This window comes from Shewanella sp. SM20, from assembly GCF_025654545.1.
In the GTDB taxonomy this organism is placed as follows: Bacteria; Pseudomonadota; Gammaproteobacteria; order Enterobacterales; family Shewanellaceae; genus Shewanella; species Shewanella oncorhynchi.
Map to the genome: position 1 here is coordinate 72,893 of NZ_JAKKRK010000013.1, position 19,598 is coordinate 92,490.

The 19,598-nt window shown below is 44.9% G+C and carries 18 protein-coding genes; 11 read left to right on the plus strand and 7 right to left on the minus strand.

Annotation, left to right across the window (positions count from 1 at the left end):
• Positions 1–151: 151 nt before the first annotated feature.
• The 3 genes from L5M18_RS07690 (at position 152) to nhaD (ending at position 4,536) form a co-directional block, all read left to right on the plus strand.
• Positions 152–1,171, plus strand: a complete 1,020-nt coding sequence (locus L5M18_RS07690) for an aspartate carbamoyltransferase (RefSeq protein WP_113940696.1) — start codon at positions 152–154, stop codon at positions 1,169–1,171.
• Between the two features lie 26 nt (positions 1,172–1,197).
• Entirely contained in the window at positions 1,198–2,490 is a 1,293-nt protein-coding gene (gene hemL / locus L5M18_RS07695) for a glutamate-1-semialdehyde 2,1-aminomutase (RefSeq protein WP_263196455.1), read from the plus strand.
• 798 nt (positions 2,491–3,288) lie between these two features.
• Positions 3,289–4,536, plus strand: coding sequence for a sodium:proton antiporter NhaD (gene nhaD / locus L5M18_RS07700; protein ID WP_028760859.1), 1,248 nt, complete (start codon positions 3,289–3,291; stop codon positions 4,534–4,536).
• Between the two features lie 107 nt (positions 4,537–4,643).
• On the opposite strand, the gene L5M18_RS07705 is transcribed toward nhaD, so the two are convergent.
• Positions 4,644–5,729, minus strand: coding sequence for a general secretion pathway protein GspB (locus tag L5M18_RS07705; RefSeq protein WP_263196456.1), 1,086 nt, complete (start codon positions 5,727–5,729; stop codon positions 4,644–4,646).
• A complete protein-coding gene (locus L5M18_RS07710; RefSeq protein ID WP_263196457.1) occupies positions 5,729–7,402 on the minus strand; it encodes an ExeA family protein in 1,674 nt (557 codons plus the stop codon). The genes L5M18_RS07705 and L5M18_RS07710 overlap by 1 nt, the downstream gene beginning before the upstream one ends.
• 178 nt (positions 7,403–7,580) lie before the next feature.
• On the opposite strand from L5M18_RS07710, the gene L5M18_RS07715 reads away from it, so the two are divergent.
• Together L5M18_RS07715 and L5M18_RS07720 are read left to right on the plus strand one after the other, a co-directional pair.
• The gene (locus tag L5M18_RS07715; protein WP_263196459.1) at positions 7,581–8,831 is read left to right on the plus strand and encodes a multifunctional CCA addition/repair protein; all 1,251 of its coding nucleotides are present in this window, start codon (positions 7,581–7,583) and stop codon (positions 8,829–8,831) included.
• A 233-nt stretch (positions 8,832–9,064) separates the two neighbouring features.
• Complete coding sequence (locus L5M18_RS07720; RefSeq protein WP_006080732.1) at positions 9,065–9,331, plus strand: Lpp/OprI family alanine-zipper lipoprotein; 267 nt, start codon at positions 9,065–9,067, stop codon at positions 9,329–9,331.
• Positions 9,332–9,953: 622 nt separating this feature from the next.
• Here L5M18_RS07720 and L5M18_RS07725 read toward each other — a convergent pair.
• From L5M18_RS07725 to folB, 4 genes are all read right to left on the minus strand, one after another.
• Complete coding sequence (locus tag L5M18_RS07725) at positions 9,954–10,796, minus strand: putative RNA methyltransferase (protein ID WP_212599964.1); 843 nt, start codon at positions 10,794–10,796, stop codon at positions 9,954–9,956.
• Positions 10,797–10,914: 118 nt separating this feature from the next.
• A complete protein-coding gene (locus L5M18_RS07730) occupies positions 10,915–11,715 on the minus strand; it encodes an undecaprenyl-diphosphate phosphatase (RefSeq protein ID WP_173246178.1) in 801 nt (266 codons plus the stop codon).
• Between the two features lie 18 nt (positions 11,716–11,733).
• A complete protein-coding gene (gene folK, locus L5M18_RS07735) occupies positions 11,734–12,237 on the minus strand; it encodes a 2-amino-4-hydroxy-6-hydroxymethyldihydropteridine diphosphokinase (protein ID WP_263196461.1) in 504 nt (167 codons plus the stop codon).
• Positions 12,238–12,305: 68 nt separating this feature from the next.
• Positions 12,306–12,656, minus strand: coding sequence for a dihydroneopterin aldolase (gene folB / locus L5M18_RS07740; protein WP_105249889.1), 351 nt, complete (start codon positions 12,654–12,656; stop codon positions 12,306–12,308).
• Between the two features lie 268 nt (positions 12,657–12,924).
• Between folB and plsY the strand changes: the two genes are divergently transcribed.
• Complete coding sequence (gene plsY / locus L5M18_RS07745; RefSeq protein WP_028760867.1) at positions 12,925–13,536, plus strand: glycerol-3-phosphate 1-O-acyltransferase PlsY; 612 nt, start codon at positions 12,925–12,927, stop codon at positions 13,534–13,536.
• A gap of 83 nt (positions 13,537–13,619) precedes the next feature.
• On the opposite strand, the gene tsaD is transcribed toward plsY, so the two are convergent.
• The gene (gene tsaD / locus L5M18_RS07750; RefSeq protein ID WP_131523062.1) at positions 13,620–14,636 is read right to left on the minus strand and encodes a tRNA (adenosine(37)-N6)-threonylcarbamoyltransferase complex transferase subunit TsaD; all 1,017 of its coding nucleotides are present in this window, start codon (positions 14,634–14,636) and stop codon (positions 13,620–13,622) included.
• Positions 14,637–14,851: 215 nt separating this feature from the next.
• Here tsaD and rpsU point away from each other — a divergent pair, with 215 nt between their 5' ends.
• The 5 genes from rpsU to L5M18_RS07775 all read left to right on the plus strand — a co-directional run.
• Positions 14,852–15,067, plus strand: coding sequence for a 30S ribosomal protein S21 (gene rpsU, locus L5M18_RS07755; RefSeq protein WP_006080725.1), 216 nt, complete (start codon positions 14,852–14,854; stop codon positions 15,065–15,067).
• Positions 15,068–15,073: 6 nt separating this feature from the next.
• Entirely contained in the window at positions 15,074–15,517 is a 444-nt protein-coding gene (locus L5M18_RS07760) for a GatB/YqeY domain-containing protein (RefSeq protein ID WP_006080724.1), read from the plus strand.
• A gap of 83 nt (positions 15,518–15,600) precedes the next feature.
• A complete protein-coding gene (dnaG, locus tag L5M18_RS07765) occupies positions 15,601–17,325 on the plus strand; it encodes a DNA primase (protein WP_105249891.1) in 1,725 nt (574 codons plus the stop codon).
• Between the two features lie 135 nt (positions 17,326–17,460).
• Positions 17,461–19,299, plus strand: coding sequence for an RNA polymerase sigma factor RpoD (rpoD, locus tag L5M18_RS07770; RefSeq protein WP_105249892.1), 1,839 nt, complete (start codon positions 17,461–17,463; stop codon positions 19,297–19,299).
• 155 nt (positions 19,300–19,454) lie between these two features.
• Positions 19,455–19,598: transposase (locus tag L5M18_RS07775; protein ID WP_263196006.1), on the plus strand; the 144-nt coding region annotated here is incomplete at its 3' end.

Below are 19,598 nucleotides of genomic sequence, written 5' to 3' on the forward strand. Positions count from 1 at the left end.
ATCGCAAAAATCTAACACAGTGGCAATGTGGCTATTTCGTTGCCCCAGTGCTTCTGCTACAATCGCGCCTCAGCCACCCTACATAACATCAGGGCAGATAAGCGCGATACCGCAGCTTAAAATGCCCCCTAGCAAATTGGAAAACAGGCTGATGAATCAGTTCGAAGGATCCCATATCCTCTCCGTAAACCAGTTAGATCTTGACTCAATCCAAACTATTTTTAATGTCGCTAGCCGCATGATGCCCTATGCACTTCGAGAGAAGCGCAATAATGTGCTCGATGGCGCCATTTTAGGTAACCTGTTTTTCGAACCTAGTACCCGTACCCGCGTGAGTTTTGGCTGTGCCTTTAACTTGCTCGGCGGCCATGTACGTGAAACCACAGGCATGGCTTCATCGTCTTTATCTAAAGGTGAATCCCTGTACGATACCGCGCGGGTGTTATCCACCTATTCTGATGTCATTGCCATGCGCCATCCAGACTCTTACTCGGTCAAAGAGTTTGCTGAAGGCAGCCGCGTCCCAGTGATCAACGGCGGCGATGGTTCGAACGAGCATCCGACCCAAGCTTTACTCGATTTATACACTATCCAAAAAGAACTCAAGTGTGCTGGCCGCGGTATCGATGGCATGCACATCGCTATGGTCGGCGATTTAAAATTTGGCCGTACTGTGCATTCACTATCACGCTTACTCTGCATGTATAAGAACATCAGTTTCACGCTGATTTCACCTGCTGAATTAGCTATGCCTGATTATGTGATCTCCGACATTGAAAATGCTGGCCATAGCATCAAAATAACCGACCAACTTGAAGGCCATTTAGATAAAGCAGATATTTTGTATCTCACTCGCATTCAAGAAGAACGCTTCCCTTCACAGGAAGAAGCAAATAAGTATCGCGGCAAGTTCCGCTTAAATCGCAGTATTTACACTCAGCATTGCAAATCTAACACTGTCATTATGCATCCGCTTCCAAGGGATTCACGCGCGCAAGCCAATGAGTTAGATAATGATTTGAACAGCCATCCCAATCTCGCCATCTTCAGACAGGCGGATAATGGGCTGTTAATTCGCATGGCTTTGTTTGCATTGACACTCGGCGTTGATAATCAACTCGAAAAATATGAGTGTCCGGTTAATTGGTATTCACGTAAAGCCGATCGCTAATTGGCTACAGACTTTAAGGACTAAACATGACCCGTTCCGAAGCGCTATTTGAACAGGCTAAAAAAACCATCCCCGGCGGCGTTAACTCTCCGGTTCGTGCATTTAATGGTGTAGGCGGTTCGCCCCTGTTTATTGAAAAAGCTAACGGCGCTTATATTTACGATGCCGATGGTAAAGCTTATATCGACTATGTCGGTTCTTGGGGCCCGATGATCCTCGGCCACAACCATCCTAAAATCCGTGCTGCGGTATTAGCAGCGGTAGAAAATGGCTTATCTTTTGGTGCGCCAACTGAGCTTGAAGTGCAAATGGCCGAAAAAGTCATCTCTATGGTGCCTTCTATCGAGCAAGTACGCATGGTGAGTTCAGGCACAGAAGCTACCATGAGTGCTATCCGTTTAGCACGCGGTTTTACTAATCGTGACAAGATCTTAAAATTCGAAGGTTGTTACCACGGCCACGCAGATTGCCTGTTAGTGAAAGCCGGTTCTGGCGCGTTAACGTTAGGTCAACCTAGCTCACCAGGTATTCCAGAAGATTTCGCCAAACACACCTTAACCGCTGTGTATAACGATTTAGATTCAGTTAGAACCCTGTTCGAGCAGTATCCAACTGAGATTTCTTGCATCATCATCGAGCCCGTTGCTGGCAACATGAACTGTATTCCACCTGTCCCAGGTTTCCTTCAAGGCCTGCGTGATATGTGTGATGAGTTTGGCGCGCTGTTGATTATCGATGAAGTGATGACAGGTTTTCGCGTATCACTAAGTGGCGCTCAAGGTTACTACGGCGTCACACCAGACTTAACCACACTCGGTAAAGTGATTGGTGGCGGTATGCCAGTGGGGGCTTTCGGTGGCCGTAAAGATGTGATGCAATTTATCGCCCCTACGGGTCCGGTTTACCAAGCGGGTACGTTATCGGGTAACCCCATTGCGATGTCAGCGGGTCTGGCACAAATGGAAGCCCTGTGTGAAGAAGGTCTGTACGAAGCGCTGAGCGCGAAAACCAAACGTATTGCAGAAGGCTTTAAAGCGGCTGCGGATAAGCACGGTATTCCAATGGCGATCAACTATGTTGGTGGCATGTTCGGTTTCTTCTTCACGGAACAACCCAAGATCACTCGTTTCGATCAAGTGACCCAATGCAATATCGAACAGTTCCGTATTTTCTACCACGGCATGCTAGATGAAGGTGTTTACTTAGCGCCAAGTGCCTATGAAGCTGGCTTCCTGTCAATGGCCCATGGCGAAGAAGAGATACGCTTAACCTTAGAAGCAGCTGATCGCGTATTGGCGAGCATGAAAGCGGCAAGCTAAGCCTAAGCTTTAGTATTTAAGCCGTTTAAACATAACAAAGGGACGCCAATGCGTCCCTTTGCTTTTATTCGATTTAGTTAGCTTTGTGTCGCTTTAATAACGATCAGACTTTTTAGAACCTAAAGCCGATTTAAATATTATCCCAGCCACCATGAATTGTAAGGTCAAGTGGATATGCTCAATAACGTGCTAAGGCCAACCCATCACGCCCAGCGCAATAAGTTGCTTACCACAATACGTTAACCAAACGAGTGAGCCTAAAAGCAAAAGACTCCAGATAACAAATGTCATTTTCCTCTACTCCAAAACACAATATCCAGTATTGATACCCAAACAAGCTCAAGACGCAGAATTCTGCAGGACAGAGTGCTAAGAGCACTCTACTTCCTAGCGGGCACTCATTCAAAAGGCAAGCATTAAAAATGCCTGCCTACATAGGCACGACAATTCAGGAATATCGACCTGAATAAAAATTAATTGAAGAATATGCAAACTAACTGCTTAGACTTTAATCGTAGATCTCACTTTTAACGCGGTAATCAAATCAAACAATACAGTTAATAACGCTACAATAATAACAATAACCAATATATAAAACTAATTAGCAACCCAAAAGCATGAGATAGACATCACAAAGAAGCATTAAATTGAGTTACAGCTAACAGTTGCGTTCTCTAGCCCATTATGTTCTGATCCGCACGCGCTAACACGGCTAGCTTAATTTAGCCTTGATATGCCCAATCTTTAGGTTGACTCAAGTCGCCCTACGACATCAAAACAGCAGTTGGAATTGCAGTTATGTTAAATACCTTTCTCATCTTACTGGCCGTGCTCGCATTGCTCAGTATTATTTTCGAAGAAGTGACCCACCTTAATAAAGCAAAAACCACCTTATTCTTTGGTTGTATCTCTTGGGTAGCGCTGTTTATGGCTGCAGGGGAACCGGCTAATGAGAAAATCGTTGCCCATCAGCTCAATGAAAATTTGCTCGAGATTGCCACACTTTGGCTCTTTCTGATGTCGACCATGACCTTCGTAGCATATTTGAATGCTAAGGGTATGATCCAAATCATGGTGCAAAAGCTGTTTCCGCAGAAAGTATCAGTGCGTATGTTAATGATCCAAGTCGCCCTATTTGCACTCGTGCTCTCAGCATTTTGTGATAACGTCACCGCGACTTTAGTGTCTTTAGGTTTATTAACCACCTTTAAACTCGATAAGCAAATGCGCCGTAGAATGGCAGTGTTGATTATCTTCGCGGTGAACTCAGGCGGTGTAGCCCTGATCACTGGCGATGTGACGACACTGATGATCTTCTTAGCTGGGCATGTGCATATGTCTGAACTATTGATGTTGTTTATCCCTTCAGCCGTCAGCGTGATTTTACTGGCAACCCTATTCTCACTCAAAGCCGAAGGTGTTGTGAGCACGACGCCAATCAAACATACTTATCAAACCGTTGATGTATTGATTGCCCTCGTCTTCTTCTGCACCATTTTAATGACCATGCTACTCAACATATTGTTTGGTATACCGCCGGTGTTAACCTTCTTAACGGGTCTATCAATTATGTTCCTGATTGGCCATACCACTCGCAGCGATAAAGAAGAAATCAAGATCCTAGAGTATATTCGCCAAGTTGAATACGACACTCTGTTGTTCTTCTTAGGTATTTTACTACTCGTTGGAATGCTTAAAGAAATTGGCACCTTAGACATGCTGACTGAAGCTTATACTCAGTTTAATCCAAACATCTCTAACTTCGTCACGGGTATGGGCTCAGCCTTAATTGATAACGTACCGCTAACGGCGGCATTGTTAAAAGCCAATCCAGTACTGAGTACTCCTGAATGGCTTGGCTTGACTTACAGCGTCGGGGTAGGTGGTTCACTGCTGATTATCGGTTCAGCATCAGGTATTGTTGCCATGAGTAAAGTGAAAGAACTGACTTTTGTGAGTTACTTGAAATATGTTCCTGCACTTTTCCTCTGCTACAGCGTCGGTTACGCACTGACCCTATTCTTAGCCAACAGACTGTTTGATTAAGTTGAGATTGGCTAAGATCAAAAAAGGCGCCTAGTGCGCCTTTTTTATCAACTACTTATTCATTGTTATCACAAATAACCGCTAGCATGACTTATCGTAATACCTGATTAGATTGCGGGCACCTTAAACTGGGTTCCTTGAATATCTAACACTATGTCCCTTGGACGAATAGAGATGATTTTCAGCTTACCAGCAATCATATCCCCTTCTTGTAACTCAGCACCGTCTACATTCAGCCATCTCTGGGCAGGGTCGCTGGAATAAACATGAGCAACGATATTAAATTCAGGCACTTGTAATTGCAGACCTGCAGGTAATTGGCCGTATTTCGGAATTTCATCCACAGCAGTTTTGGGGATAGGATCTAATTTAGCTTCAGTGACATTCGTCTCTGCAGCATTAACATACTCCACATCCTTTAATGCATTTTGAAAGGAAGCCACTAACTTATCTTCATCGCGACTTTTATTGGTCTCTAAACCGACATCTTCCGCCGCGGCACTGACTTGCTGACGCAGGGCTTCAAGACTCGCTAGACCCGACTCATTGGCATTAGCGCCTAACATCATAGGCTGCTGTGATTGCGTCTCTGCTGGCACAACCGCTTCCTGACTTGCCGCATCGACTTGGGCTGACGTCGACATATAATCTGCGTAGCTTGAATCACTAAAACCCGAATTGCTATCACTTTGAGCCGGCATGCCAACAGAATTGGTCGTTATATTCGCGCTAGCATTCACTTGAGGCGCATTTGATACTACAGTCTCAGCCTGAAATTGCGGCGATACCGTTAGCTCGGGTAAAGTCTGCGTCCGAGGAAGCGCCACTTTCCCAGCAAGCCGAACACCTGAAGCAGCACTGGGCTCAACTTGGAGCTCAGAGTCAGATCCTACCGCGGTAGACTGAAGCTCATTTTTAATCACAGTCGAAGCTGGTAATGATGAAGTTGATGGTAGTACGTTAGCCACTGCCACAGTATCACTTTGGGGAAGTCGAGTTTTATCCCAAACGCTTAATCCCCAAGCCACACCAATTCCAGCGGCAACTGCAACGACTAATATAGACAGTTTTCCTATCGGCACACCCGATTTACGAGGCTGTGGATAATTAGCCCTTGGCGTCATCACAGCATCAGGTAACGGTGATTGTTGCTGTTGTTTGTTGCGGGTTACGGCATCGAGTAAAATGGACATCAGCTGCGCGCCCCATCATCAGTTAACCTTGGGCCTTGCTGACTTAAATACAAATTTAATCTCACTAATGTTTGATTCCCTGCAATACCATCGGCTTTTAATCCATGCTGACTTTGGAAGGTTTTAAGATCATTTTCCAATTGCACATCAAATTGATTAACCCGACGGGGGCTACGACCATTCACATGGGCTAACGCATTCTCTAACCACTGTAATTGACCAGGACTCGATTTTTGACTGATATCCATCATAGGCAAATTAGGTGCTTGCCATAATATTTCGAAGGTGCCACTGAAATGTTGATTAAACCAAGCTCTATCAACCCAAAGTTGCTGCTCACCCAGTTGCATCAGTAATTGTTCCCCCTCTACCGCAAGCACTGCACCATAAAAATCTTGTTGCTTGTCATCAACCAAATACACGACAGCCGGATAATTAAGCCGAGTCAGTGACATCCAGTTACCCTGCTGTTGATAGCAAGCTAATCCTTGCTCAACCGCCGATTGGCAAGCCGTCAAGCCTTTATAGGGCACTTTGCCCCACACGCTAAACAAACCTGCAAAAGCAGTATCGATATTGCGACTCTGATTAATCGCCTCGTTTAACAGACGTTGATTAGGATCGGGAATGGAAGTCTGACCGCTTGGTTGATTAGTTGGTTTTACTGACTTACCAGCGACGTCTTCCCCGCCCAAGGTTTGAGCATTTAATGACGCCACATTAGTTGGTACAGACTCAGTAACCAAATTGGACGCTGGCACCGTATTGGCTGACTTATCAGTAAATAACCAATAAGACACACCAAACGCAACACATAACGCCGCAGCCGTTGCTGTCGGCCACAGATATCTATTTTGAGTCGGTTCTTCTTCACCTAATACTTCAGCCGCAGCTTGCCGCACCATATGATGATCTATGGGCACCCGCGATTGTGCATAGCCTGCCATCAGTGAACGTTCACATAAAAGGTTAATTAATCGAGGGATGCCGCCACTGTATTTCTGCAAAACGTTAACGGCTTTACGGGTGAATAAAGGCTCAAACCGCCCTGCCACTTGCAAACGATGCAGCACATAGAGGGCGATTTCATCTTCATTGAGCGGCAATAAATGATAACGAGCCGTGATCCGCTGGGCTAACTGACGCAATTCTTGGCGCTTCAATAACAGCTGTAATTCCGGCTGACCGATTAAAATCACCTGCAGTAACTTCTTAGTGTCCGTCTCCAAATTAGTCAGAAGACGCAATTGCTCCAGCACCTCAGGACGTAAATGCTGTGCTTCATCGATAATGAGCACGGTATTACGACCTTTGCTGTGATTCGCCAATAAAAAACGGCTCAAGTGATCAGTCAATTGCTTGAGTGTAGGATTATCGCCGTAGGAAATCTTAAGCTCATCACAAAGCGTTGCGAGTAATTCAAGCTCAGTTAACGACGGATTAAGGATAAAAGCAGTATCGGTATTGTCGGGCAATTGCCCAAGCAAACAACGAGATACTGTTGTTTTACCCGTACCGACTTCCCCTGTTAACAACACAAAGCCGCCCGTTTCCCCTAACCCATAGGTTAAATGGGCTAACGCCTCTCTGTGCCTATCACTCAGAAATAAATAATGGGGATTGGGTGCAATTGAAAAAGGGTTATCGCTGAGTCCGTAAAAGGCCTTGTACATACCACCAATCATCCTAATTTAAAAATAACGCCCCACGTTAAAGCGTCCCAATGTTATTGTCAAAATATCTGCAACATCAATGTGACAGATAAGTGCGCAAATATCTCGCAACGACTTTATCCATCATCTTAATGAGCGTGATAAGCTATGTTCATGACACATTAGCCGAATCTTGCCTGTGAAAATATATCTCGTCGGCGGTGCTGTACGTGACAGCCTGCTCAATCTTCCCATTAAAGATAAAGATTACCTCGTCGTTGGAGCAACACCAGAACAAATGCTGCAACAGGGTTACCGCCAAGTGGGTAAAGATTTCCCCGTATTTCTACACCCCAAAAATCAACAAGAATATGCTTTAGCCCGAACCGAACGAAAAATTGGTCTGGGTTATGGTGGTTTTAGCTGCCACGCCAGCCCAGATGTGACTTTAGAGCAAGATTTGTTGCGCCGAGATCTAACCATCAATGCGATCGCCCAAGATGAAAAGGGCAACTTATATGATCCTTTTAATGGTATTGAGGATATTAACGCGCGCCTGTTACGCCATGTGTCGGATGCTTTCGTTGAAGATCCACTGCGAGTGTTACGCGTCGCCCGCTTTGCCGCAAGGTTTCATGCCTTAGGATTTCAAATTGCCGCAGAAACCCTGGCACTGATGCGTCAAATTAGCGCAAGCGATGAGCTTAGCGCTTTAACGGCGGAGCGAGTTTGGCAAGAAGTTGATAAAAGTTTAGGCGGACCTCACCCAGAGGTCTTTTTTGAGGTACTTCACCAATGTGGCGCACTCGAAGTCCTATTCCCTGAAATTCACGCCTTATTTGGCATACCTCAACCTGAAAAATGGCATCCTGAAATAGATACTGGCGTGCATACCTTAATGGTGCTCGCTCAAGCCGCACTGCTCACTAGAGATAAAAGCGTTCGGTTTGCCGCCCTAGTACATGATTTGGGCAAAGCACTGAGCCCAAAAGAGCATTTACCAAAGCATCACGGCCACGGCCAGAAAGGCTTGCCACTCATAAAAGCACTCTGTACACGTTTACGAGTACCGAATGAGGCACGCGATCTGGCGTTGCTCGTCAGCGACCAACATCAGAACGTCCATCAGGCATTCGAGCTCAGAGCCGAAACTATCGTTAAAATATTCGATAAAGCTGACTTTTGGCGTAAACCAGAGCGCTTAACGCAACTTATATTAGCTTGCACCGCAGATATGCGCGGCCGCACAGGATTTGAAAACATCCCATATCCTCAGGGAGAGTATTTAACTCAGTGCTTCACTGTCGCCAATAATGTCGATATTGCCGCCATCATTGCCACTGGTTTCCAAGGCGCAGAGATAAAACAAGCCTTAAATTTACATCGAGTTGAAGCCGTCAGTCAGTTTAAACAAAAAATGCAAACAAAACTGCCGACGGATAACCAGTAATTTGTAAAGGATTTGTAAGTCGTGCATCACTGCATGGTGAATAATGCCCCTTTTTACGATTAGAAATGTCGATATCACATAGAAAAAAAGCTTTTAAAAAAAATTTATATGCCTATAGTGGTTAAACACATTAATATTCGTAGCAAATTAAAATAGCTATGTCATAATTAGGCAGTTTCGCTTACAAAGTAACGAAACATTCAAATCCAACCTATTTTAAGGGATTTTTTACAATGAACAAAAAAGTACTGATGATTGCTGGTTTAGCAATGACTGCCCTACTAGGTGGTTGCGCGAACACTACTGCTCTGGAAGAAAGCGTTGCAACTCTGGGCAACAAAGTTGATCAATTGTCAGCTGATGTTGGTTCTCTGAAATCAGAGCAAAGCAAACTGTCTGCAGACGTTAAAGATGCAAAAGCAGCATCTATGGACGCACAAGCAGAAGCTAAACGCGCAAACGACCGTTTAGACAACGTTGCTTCTCGTTACAAGAAGTAATGAAAGGTAATTTAGCTTACTATTTAGTAAGTTAAGACAAAAGGCTTAAGAAAGATGAAAGCGATAAGCACATCAATCTAAGCCTTTTTTTATACCTGCAATTCAAGATTGCCATGCAAAGAATAGCGAATGTGGCAATACAAAATCGCTAAATTGGTTTTAAACTTCCAAAGGCATGTTAAAGGCGATTCGCCTACCTCCCCCCTAAAAGTTAGCTTTGGCATACTTCTGTATAAACGAGTGCTATTCCTCTTTTAAATAAAGTCTCGTTATTAATCTAAACTTCTCGTTTGCATTTTTAAGCATCCCTAACAATCAGCCTCATCTATCATAAAAAATGTATTTATGGGAAGTGAAAGCTATTAATTTAAAGCACAGCTATAGATAAAAAAATCGAGGCTATATGGGAAACAAAGGCAATAAGAAGGTTGTATTTGTCACTGAACAAATAGGCCTAAAGTTAAAAATAATAACACCTCCAGCCTACCCAACATAAAAATAACATAAAAACGTCAAACAGAATCATAGACTTGAGTAATATAGCCGTTTAAAACATCAAAAAACCATCTAACTAAGCCTATGAATTGTCTTAAAATTAACCGCATCGACTGCAAGTTTTAACCTATAGCGATTCACTCACGCGTTTATGTGCTAAGACTAATACATAGTCAATTTCTAGCGACTCAAAATGATTAGCTTGAATATCGTGTTTCATCTTGTCAGTTGCACGCCACGCATAGGGTGCCATATCCAATAACGTTAATGCCTGCTCACCGGTAACAGATAAGGTGAAGCGCAGTGACTGAGTTTCTTTTACCAATAATGCTGAAGGTAAATTCACTTGGAAAGGTTTTTCAGCCAAGTCGGAATAAATATATTCTCTGAGTTGCCATAGATGTCGTGGCCCAGGCATAACCAGTAACATGGTCCCATCGTCTTTCAATACCCTGACAGACTCTTTTCCCTTTAACGGCCTATCAATAACAGTAATAAAATCCACACAATTATCGGCAAAGGGTAATTTTTTAGAAGAGCTTAAACACAAGATCCCAGGAGTCTGCGCTTTTGCTGCAGCAAAAATAGCATTTTCTGCGTCCGCTACACCCACGTACTGGACGTTTCGCGGATTTTCGACCTCTGCCAACTTGGAAGCTAAAGCACGCAAATAGAAGCCCTCAGCGCATTCATAATCCAATAAACAAGCGTCAGGCTTGATAAAGCCCGTGATTAACTCAGCCAGTTTATCGATTAAAGGCGAAAAGATGCCTGATTCGAGAAGAAAACGCTTAGCCCTAACTTGCTCGCGCGAATCCCCTGTCGGCTTTTGGCGTTGTGGTTTAGTGAAAACCCAATAACCTTGCTCATTTCGATCAAAATGATGCTTATTTGCACAATAAAAACCTTGGGAGGCTTTGTGTTGTTTTAACGCAAGTCCGCAGGTTGGACACTGATATTCGAGACCCATATAAAGCTCCAAAAATAAGTTAAGCTTCAGAAAAATGAGGAAGCTCCAAAAACAAAAATCGGGTACTTGACCCGATTCTATTATTCATAATTTCACTATGATGACTAAACTGGAATGACTACAAAAAAATAAATCCACACAGCACAGCACCCAGTGCTAAACGGTAAATAACAAACGGGGTCATTCCCATGCGGCTGATGATTTTCAAGAAATAATGAATACATGCATAAGCTGCAACAAAGGAAATCAAAGTGCCTAAGATCAATGCTTGATAATCAATTGGCAGCGCGCTTTCCGCCAAATCTTTACCCACTAAAATTGCCGCGCCTAAGCTCACAGGCACTGACATTAAGAATGAAAAGCGAGCCGCAGCATCTCGACTCAAACCTAGCATTAGCGCCGCGGTCATAGTGGCACCAGAACGTGAAGTTCCAGGGATTAAAGCAAGCGCCTGGGCGAAACCAATTAACAAGGCTTTGCGCCATCCAGTCTGATAGATTGTTAAATCGCGGCGCGACATCTTATCAGCCCACCACAATAATAAACCAAAAACGACTGTCGTGACCGCGATAACCTCTGTATTACGTAGGTGAGTTGCAATAAAATCCTTAGCCATAAAACCAAAAAATACAGCAGGTAACGTCGCCAGAATAATCCACCATGCCAACTTGCTGTCTTCGGATTGCTGACCTTTAAAGATGCTTGCAACCCAAGCATTAAACATAGTCCATAACTCGTGTCTAAAATAAATCACCACAGCAAATAACGACCCCGTATTCACCGCCACGTCGAATGACAAACCTTGATCTTCCCAGCCTAAAAGCTGAGCAGGCAGAATTAAGTGAGCAGAACTAGAAATAGGTAAAAACTCAGTTAGCCCTTGAATAAGCGCTAAAATAATGACCTGAAACGTATCCATGACAATCCTATCAATAAATTAAAACGTCAGCCCTTGGGGCCATTCAAACATCACAGGCCAAAGCAGCTGTGACTCTTTATCATACTCTTGCCACAAACTGGCATAGCTTTTATGAACCACGGGATGAATCAATTCCGGCGCTAACTCGGCTAATGGCCATAACACAAAGGCATTATTAACTATCTCTGCACGGGGGAGCGTAACGGGCGTTTCACATACCACATGGTCATAAAGCAGCAGGTCTAAATCTAAAGTTCTTGGGCTAAATTTCTTCGCCCCGACAAGCCGGCCGTGATTCTGCTCGATTTGCTTAAACTGCGCAACTACCGCAGCAATATTAAGGTCAGTTTCAGCACTAGCAACCATATTCAAAAAGTTAGTGCCACTAAAACCTACCGCTTCACTTTCATACATAGAAGAGAGGCGCAGCGGCCCAAAACACACTCGCAGCGATATTAATCCCGCTTGCAGATGCTGTTCAGGCTCGATATTGCTACCTAAACTGATATAAATACGTGCCATGCAATGTCCGATTTATCTGAAGATAAACATGATTTCTTAATCAACAGTCGAGTTGATCAAACTCGTATCTAACGTGAACGCTCTATCTCAACGCCAACCGATGCTGCAGTGGCTACAGCCCCTGGCTTCATCACGACAACTTTCACCCAAGTCACGTTAAATTCTTGAAGTAAGCAATCCGCTACGCGCTCGGCAACCGTTTCGATTAACTCGATTGGATGCTCAGTAATAAGTTCTGTTAATCGATTGGAAACTGTCTCATAGCAAAGCGCATATTGATAATCGTCTGTCGCGGCGGCTGGTTTGTTATCCCACGCCATATCTAAATCTAGCAAAAGGCTCTGATGGATTGTCTTTTCCCACTCATAGACACCAATCACAGTATCAACGCGTAATTGCCGTATAAGTACTTTATCCATGCTTTCTCCAACTAACTTACTACTATGAGGTCTGATAAGCTAAAAGCGATCCTAGCTGTATAATCCGCAATCTTCTGACAGATAACTAATTTGCTTTCTACTCGAGCCAATCCACAGTAGGATAACGCCCTAAAAGGATTTGCTCATTCAGAAAATATCTCAACCTCAAATGGGCGAGTTATTCCACAAACCTATAGCGGGATTGACAACTGAGTCAGCTTTTTAAATTGTTGCGCGATAATACCTTAAGACGCGTAAGGAAACCAATGTGAGTCCATTAACACTGACACTTTTGATGATTTTGGCCGCCTATTTGGCAGGTTCAATCTCGAGTGCTGTGCTGGTTTGTAGAATGAGGGGTTTACCCGATCCAAGATTACAGGGTTCAGGTAATCCGGGAGCTACCAATGTACTGCGAATTGGCGGCGCGAGTTCGGCTGCCATGGTGTTGTTTTTTGACATGCTCAAAGGCGCCCTGCCATCTTATTTAGCCTATCTGATGGGCATAGATGCAGTATCACTCGGGCTTATCGCTATCGCCGCCTGCCTTGGGCATATTTATCCCGTATTTTTTGGATTTAAGGGGGGAAAAGGTGTCGCAACAGCTTTTGGTGCTATGGCTCCCATTGGCGATGATTTAGCCATTTGCTTAATGGCATCTTGGATTGTCCTCCTCTTAATTAGCCGCTACTCGTCCCTTGCAGCCATCCTGACGGCCTTACTTGCACCACTTTATACTTGGTGGTTAGACGACAGATTTACCATTCCCGTTGCCATGCTATCGACGCTTATCATTATTCGTCATAAAGACAATATCCAACGGTTACTTAAAGGTGAAGAGTCCAAAGTTTCACGTAAAAAAACGCCTAAAAAATCTTAATGTGACAACATTATCCCAATAAAAAACTGCGCTATAAGCGCAGTTTTTTTGTCTCAACATAACCTATCAACATCAAAGGCGTTTTATGCCACTGGTGGCAAGGTATCTAACGGCCATCTTGGCTGACCTTTTACCGCCAAATCTTCGTGCTGCCCTGCCTTTAAACGCTGCAATCCTGCAAAGGCAATCATGGCGCCGTTATCGGTACAAAACTCACCACGGGGATAAAATACTTGTCCACCAAGCGAGCTCATCATTTCAGCCAAGGTTTCTCTTAAGCGCGTATTAGCACTCACGCCACCGGCGATCACTAAGCGGTTATAGCCTGTTTGCTTCAGTGCACGGCGACATTTAATCGCTAGCGTATCAACCACAGCTTCTTCAAAAGCACGAGCAATATTGGCTCGAGTCTGTTCATCGTCAGGTTCGGCAGCAATGGTATTAGCGGTAAAAGTTTTTAGACCCGAAAAGCTAAAATCGAGTCCAGGTCTATCGGTCATAGGCCGCGGAAACTTATACCCTGCAGGTAAACCTTTAGCAGCAAGCTTTGCTAAACGCGGACCGCCGGGATAATCCAGCCCCATTAACTTAGCTGTTTTATCAAACGCTTCACCCGCAGCATCATCAACAGACTCGCCTAATACTTCATAGCGGCCAATTCCATCGACTTTAACCAACATAGAATGGCCACCAGAGACTAATAAGGCCACAAATGGGAACTCGGGCGCGTCATCTTCAAGCATAGGCGCCAGCAGGTGCCCTTCCATATGATGCACACCAATAGCAGGCTTGTCCCAAGCAAACGCCAGTGACCGCCCCACGCAGGCGCCAACAAGCAAAGCACCAATCAAACCTGGGCCCTTGGTATAGGCAATCCCATCGAGATCAGCAATTTCAGTATTCGCATCTTTCAGCGCTTGACGAATAAGCGGCACAATTTTGCGTACATGGTCACGCGACGCCAACTCAGGCACCACACCACCATAGTCAGCATGCAGCTTAACCTGACTGTATAAAGTATGAGATAATAAGCCCAGTTCATCGTCATAGACGGCGATACCTGTCTCGTCACAGGATGTTTCAATACCTAAAACCCGCATGGTGTCTCATCAATTGCTAACTAAAGGGCGCCAATTCTACCTGCAAGCGCTCGATTACTCCAGTCGCACAGGCCATATTGAGTCCACTATAGGACTGAGCTCAGTTTTAGGGCTTTACAAGCCTAGGTGTCTCGGTATAAAATTCCGCACCATTTTAAATAGACTTGGTTCGAGCAATTGAACCAGAACAACCTACACCTAAGGGGTGATGGCGTATGCCAATTATTAAAGTACGTGAAAACGAACCATTCGACGTAGCTCTGCGTCGTTTCAAGCGCTCTTGTGAAAAAGCTGGTATTTTAGCCGACGTGCGTGCTCGTGAATTCTACGAGAAGCCAACTACTGCACGTAAGCGCGCAAAAGCAGCTGCAGTTAAACGTTTAGCTAAGAAGCTTTCTCGCGAAAACGCACGTCGCGTACGTTTATATTAATCTCATATGAGCCTAATTGATCAGCTAAAAGACCACATGAAGCAGGCCATGATCGCCAAAGAGAAGGCGCGCTTGAGCACTATTCGTATGGCATTAGCCGCCATCAAACAGATTGAAGTGGATACCCGCGAATCTCTGACTGATGAACAGGTTATAGCGGTCTTAACCAAAATGGTGAAACAACGTCGTGACTCGATTGCTCAATTTGAAGCAGCGGGTCGTAACGAGTTGGCCGACGTGGAAGCAGCAGAGATTCAAGTTATTGAAGCTTTCCTGCCTACCCCTCTTACAGAGGCGGAAGTCGCGGCGCTCATCGATGCAACTATTGTAGAAGTAGGTGCATCCGCCATGGCGGATATGGGCAAAGTAATGGGAGCATTGAAATCTAAAGTGCAAGGACGTGCAGACATGGGCGCTATCGGCGCTATGATCCGTGCTAAATTGCAATAATTAGCGTTTCACTGTATGAACAAGCCGTGCCTATGCGCGGCTTGTTTGTTTAAATTCGCGCAAGGCGGGATTTTAAGCACTCAATGGCAATACCTCGTGATTTTATCAATGAGCTAATCGCTCGCACTGACATAGTCGAACTTATCGATCGTAAGGTGCCCTTGAAAAAGGCGGGTAAGAACTACTCGGCCTGTTGTCCTTTTCATAGCGAAAAATCACCTTCGTTTACCGTCAGCCGTGATAAACAGTTCTATCATTGCTTTGGCTGCGGTGCTCACGGCAACGCCATCGATTTTGTGATGGAGTATGACCGACTCGATTTTATTGATGCCATTGAAGATTTGGCGGGCCAGCTTGGATTAGAGGTTCCCAGAGAACAAGGCACAGGCAAGCGACATGATGACGGTTTAAGCCGTGACTTATATCAACTCATGGAAGAAGCAAGCCTTTACTTTCAAAACCAACTTAGACAACACCAAGATAAACAAAAAGTTATCGATTATCTTGCCTATCGCGGTTTATCCGATGATGTAGTAGAACATTTTGGTATTGGCTTTGCGCCAGACGGTTGGGATGGCTTATTGGGCCGCTATCGTCAGAATCAAGATGCGCAGGATAAGTTACTGACTGCGGGGATGTTAATTAGCAACGACAGTGGGAAACGTTACGACAGATTTCGTGACCGCCTCATGTTTCCTATCCGCGACAGGCGCGGACGAGTCATTGGTTTTGGTGGCAGAGTTTTAGGTGATGGCACACCCAAATACTTGAATTCTCCAGAAACGCCCATATTTCATAAGGGCAATGAGCTTTATGGTCTCTATGAACTAAAGCAGCGCTATCGCGATCCAGACAAAGTACTGATCGTTGAAGGCTATATGGATGTGGTGGCATTGGCGCAATTTGGCGTCGATTATGCTGTCGCATCATTAGGCACCTCGACCACAGCAGAGCAATTTCAGCTTTTGCTGCGCAGCGCTAAAGAAGTGATTTGCTGTTACGACGGCGACAGAGCAGGTACTGAAGCGGCATGGCGCGCCTTAGAAACGGCATTGCCATTATTAAAGCCGGGCGATCAAGTGCGATTTATGTTCCTGCCTCAGGCCGAAGATCCTGATTCTATGGTTCGTAAAATTGGTAAAGATGCATTTGAAACCTTAATGGACTCTGCCATTGCACTACCCGAGTTTCTATTTGACACGTTAGCGACAAAATACGGTACAGATAAAGGCAACTTAGCGAAACAAGCTTTTATCTTAATTGAAAAAATTCAAGACACTGTGCTGCAAAATTTACTGCTTGAGAACTTAGCTCACAAGTTAGGAATGAACAGCTCAGAAGATATGAAAAAGAAGCTAGGCTTTAGCGTGAAACAAGCTAAACCAATGGCAAGTAAAGGATTAAAAGGACGCGGTACACCATTGCGACTCGCCATCGCACTGTTAGTACAACATCCTAAACTGGGTATGGGTTTACCCCCACAACCCGCACTCGCCCACTTGCAGATGCCAGGCATAGAATTGCTGCCACTGTTATTGGAGATGACTCGAGAGCAAACGTTAAACAGCGCACAACTACTTGAACAATTCCGAGAGCACCCCTACAGCGGCACTCTCCATAAATTGGCCCAATGGGACCATCAAGTGGCGGATGAAAACTTGCTCGAAAAGTTTAAACAAACCCTGGTTTGGTTGAACAATCAATATATTGAACAACGATATCAGGAATTGAGTCTAAAACAGACTCATACAAAAGAAGAGAAGATGCAGCTCTCGAAGCTGATCTCAGTCATGAAAGGGTTAAACTGAGGCAAAAATGTCCTCATTCGCTACCCCAGTGACTAGCACAGATATGTGCACACGGCTATAATTGACGATTTGCGCGGCACTTAGCTCATGCTAAGTGTCCGTCGTTGTAACAGTTTCCCAACTTGGATGATATCTATGGATCATACTCCGCAGTCGCAACTTAAGCTGTTGCTTGCCAAAGGTAAAGAGCAAGGTTACTTAACCTATGCAGAAGTGAACGATCACTTACCTGCAGACATGGTCGATTCTGACCAGATCGAAGATATTATCCAGATGATAAATGACATGGGTATCCGGGTGTTCGAAGAAGCCCCCGATGCCGATGACATGATGATGTCGGAAGACAACACAGACGAAGATGCAGCAGAAGAAGCCGCCGCAGCACTGGCAACAGTAGAAAGCGAACTTGGCCGCACAACCGATCCCGTACGCATGTACATGCGTGAAATGGGTACCGTTGAGCTTCTGACCCGCGAAGGCGAAATTGTTATCGCCAAACGCATCGAAGAAGGCATCAACACAGTTCAAAGTTCAGTCGCCGAATATCCACAAGCGATCGCTATGATCCTTGAGCAATTCGACCAATTTGAAGCCGACGAACTGCGCTTATCTGATATTATCTCTGGATTTGTAAACCCGGACGAAGATGACGTCGCCCCGACGGCCACTCACATCGGCTCAGAATTATCTGAAGAAGAGCTGGACGATGAAGATGACGAAGAAGATGACGATGACAGCGAAGATGAAGAAGAAGGCAACAAAGGGCCTGATCCTGAAGAAGCTCGTGAAAGATTCGGTCAACTCAGAGCCGCTTACGAAAGCGCACTGAAAATTATCGAAGCTAAGGGCCGTGAACACCCTGAATCTGTAAAAGCCCTCTTCGAAATCGGCGAAATCTTCAAAGAATTCCGCTTAGTGCCTAAGCAGTTTGACCGTTTAGTCAAAAGCATGCGCACTATGATGGACCGCGTGCGTGTTCAAGAACGTTTAGTGTTAAAACTGTGCGTTGAACAAGCCAAAATGCCGAAGAAAAACTTCGTCAAATTCTTCACTGGCAACGAAACCAACCTCGATTGGTTCAACACTGAGAAAGCCTCAACGAAACCTTATGCCGAAGGCCTAAGAATGGTTGAAGATGACGTCATTCGTTGTCGTACCAAGCTTGCAGCAGTTGAAGAAGAAACCGGCTTAGCAATTTCTGCCATAAAAGACATCAACCGTCGTATGTCAATCGGTGAAGCCAAAGCACGCCGTGCGAAGAAAGAAATGGTTGAAGCGAACTTACGTCTAGTAATTTCTATCGCGAAGAAATACACCAACCGTGGTCTGCAATTCTTAGACTTAATCCAAGAAGGTAACATTGGCTTAATGAAAGCCGTGGATAAATTCGAATACCGTCGTGGTTACAAATTTTCGACCTATGCAACTTGGTGGATCCGTCAGGCGATTACCCGTTCTATCGCCGACCAAGCGCGTACTATTCGAATTCCAGTACACATGATCGAAACGATCAACAAGCTGAACCGTATCTCTCGCCAAATGCTACAGGAAATGGGCCGCGAGCCTTCACCTGAAGAACTGGCTGAGCGTATGATGATGCCGGAAGATAAGATCCGTAAGGTATTGAAAATAGCTAAAGAACCTATCTCCATGGAAACCCCAATCGGTGACGATGAAGATTCGCATTTAGGTGATTTTATCGAGGATACTACCCTCGAATTACCACTGGATTCAGCGACCAGCGAAAGCTTGAAAAACGCCACTCACGAAGTGTTAGCAGGTCTAACCGCCCGTGAAGCGAAAGTGCTGCGTATGCGTTTTGGTATCGATATGAACACTGACCACACACTTGAAGAAGTGGGTAAACAGTTCGACGTGACCCGTGAACGTATTCGTCAGATTGAAGCTAAGGCACTGCGCAAACTGCGTCACCCTTCACGCTCAGAAATCTTAAAATCGTTCCTAGATGAATAGGCTGTTACAAGCCTAAAGTCATCTAAGATGGATTGAAGCCCTGCCCATGCCTGTCTCTTCTACACAAATCCCTCGGTTTGCCCCGAGGGATTTTTTTGAACCATTTTCAATTACCCTGATCTGATCCTGACCTTTTGTTTCAGATACCACATACCATGTTTTTAAGTGAACCATCACTCTGGGCACAAAGCATTTTTCAGCGCGCACAATTAGGGGATGTACGAAGGACCAAACGGCTTGTACAGTTGGCGGCTCAACTTGCAGCTCATACAGGACAATCTATCGTGCAATCCCTTTCA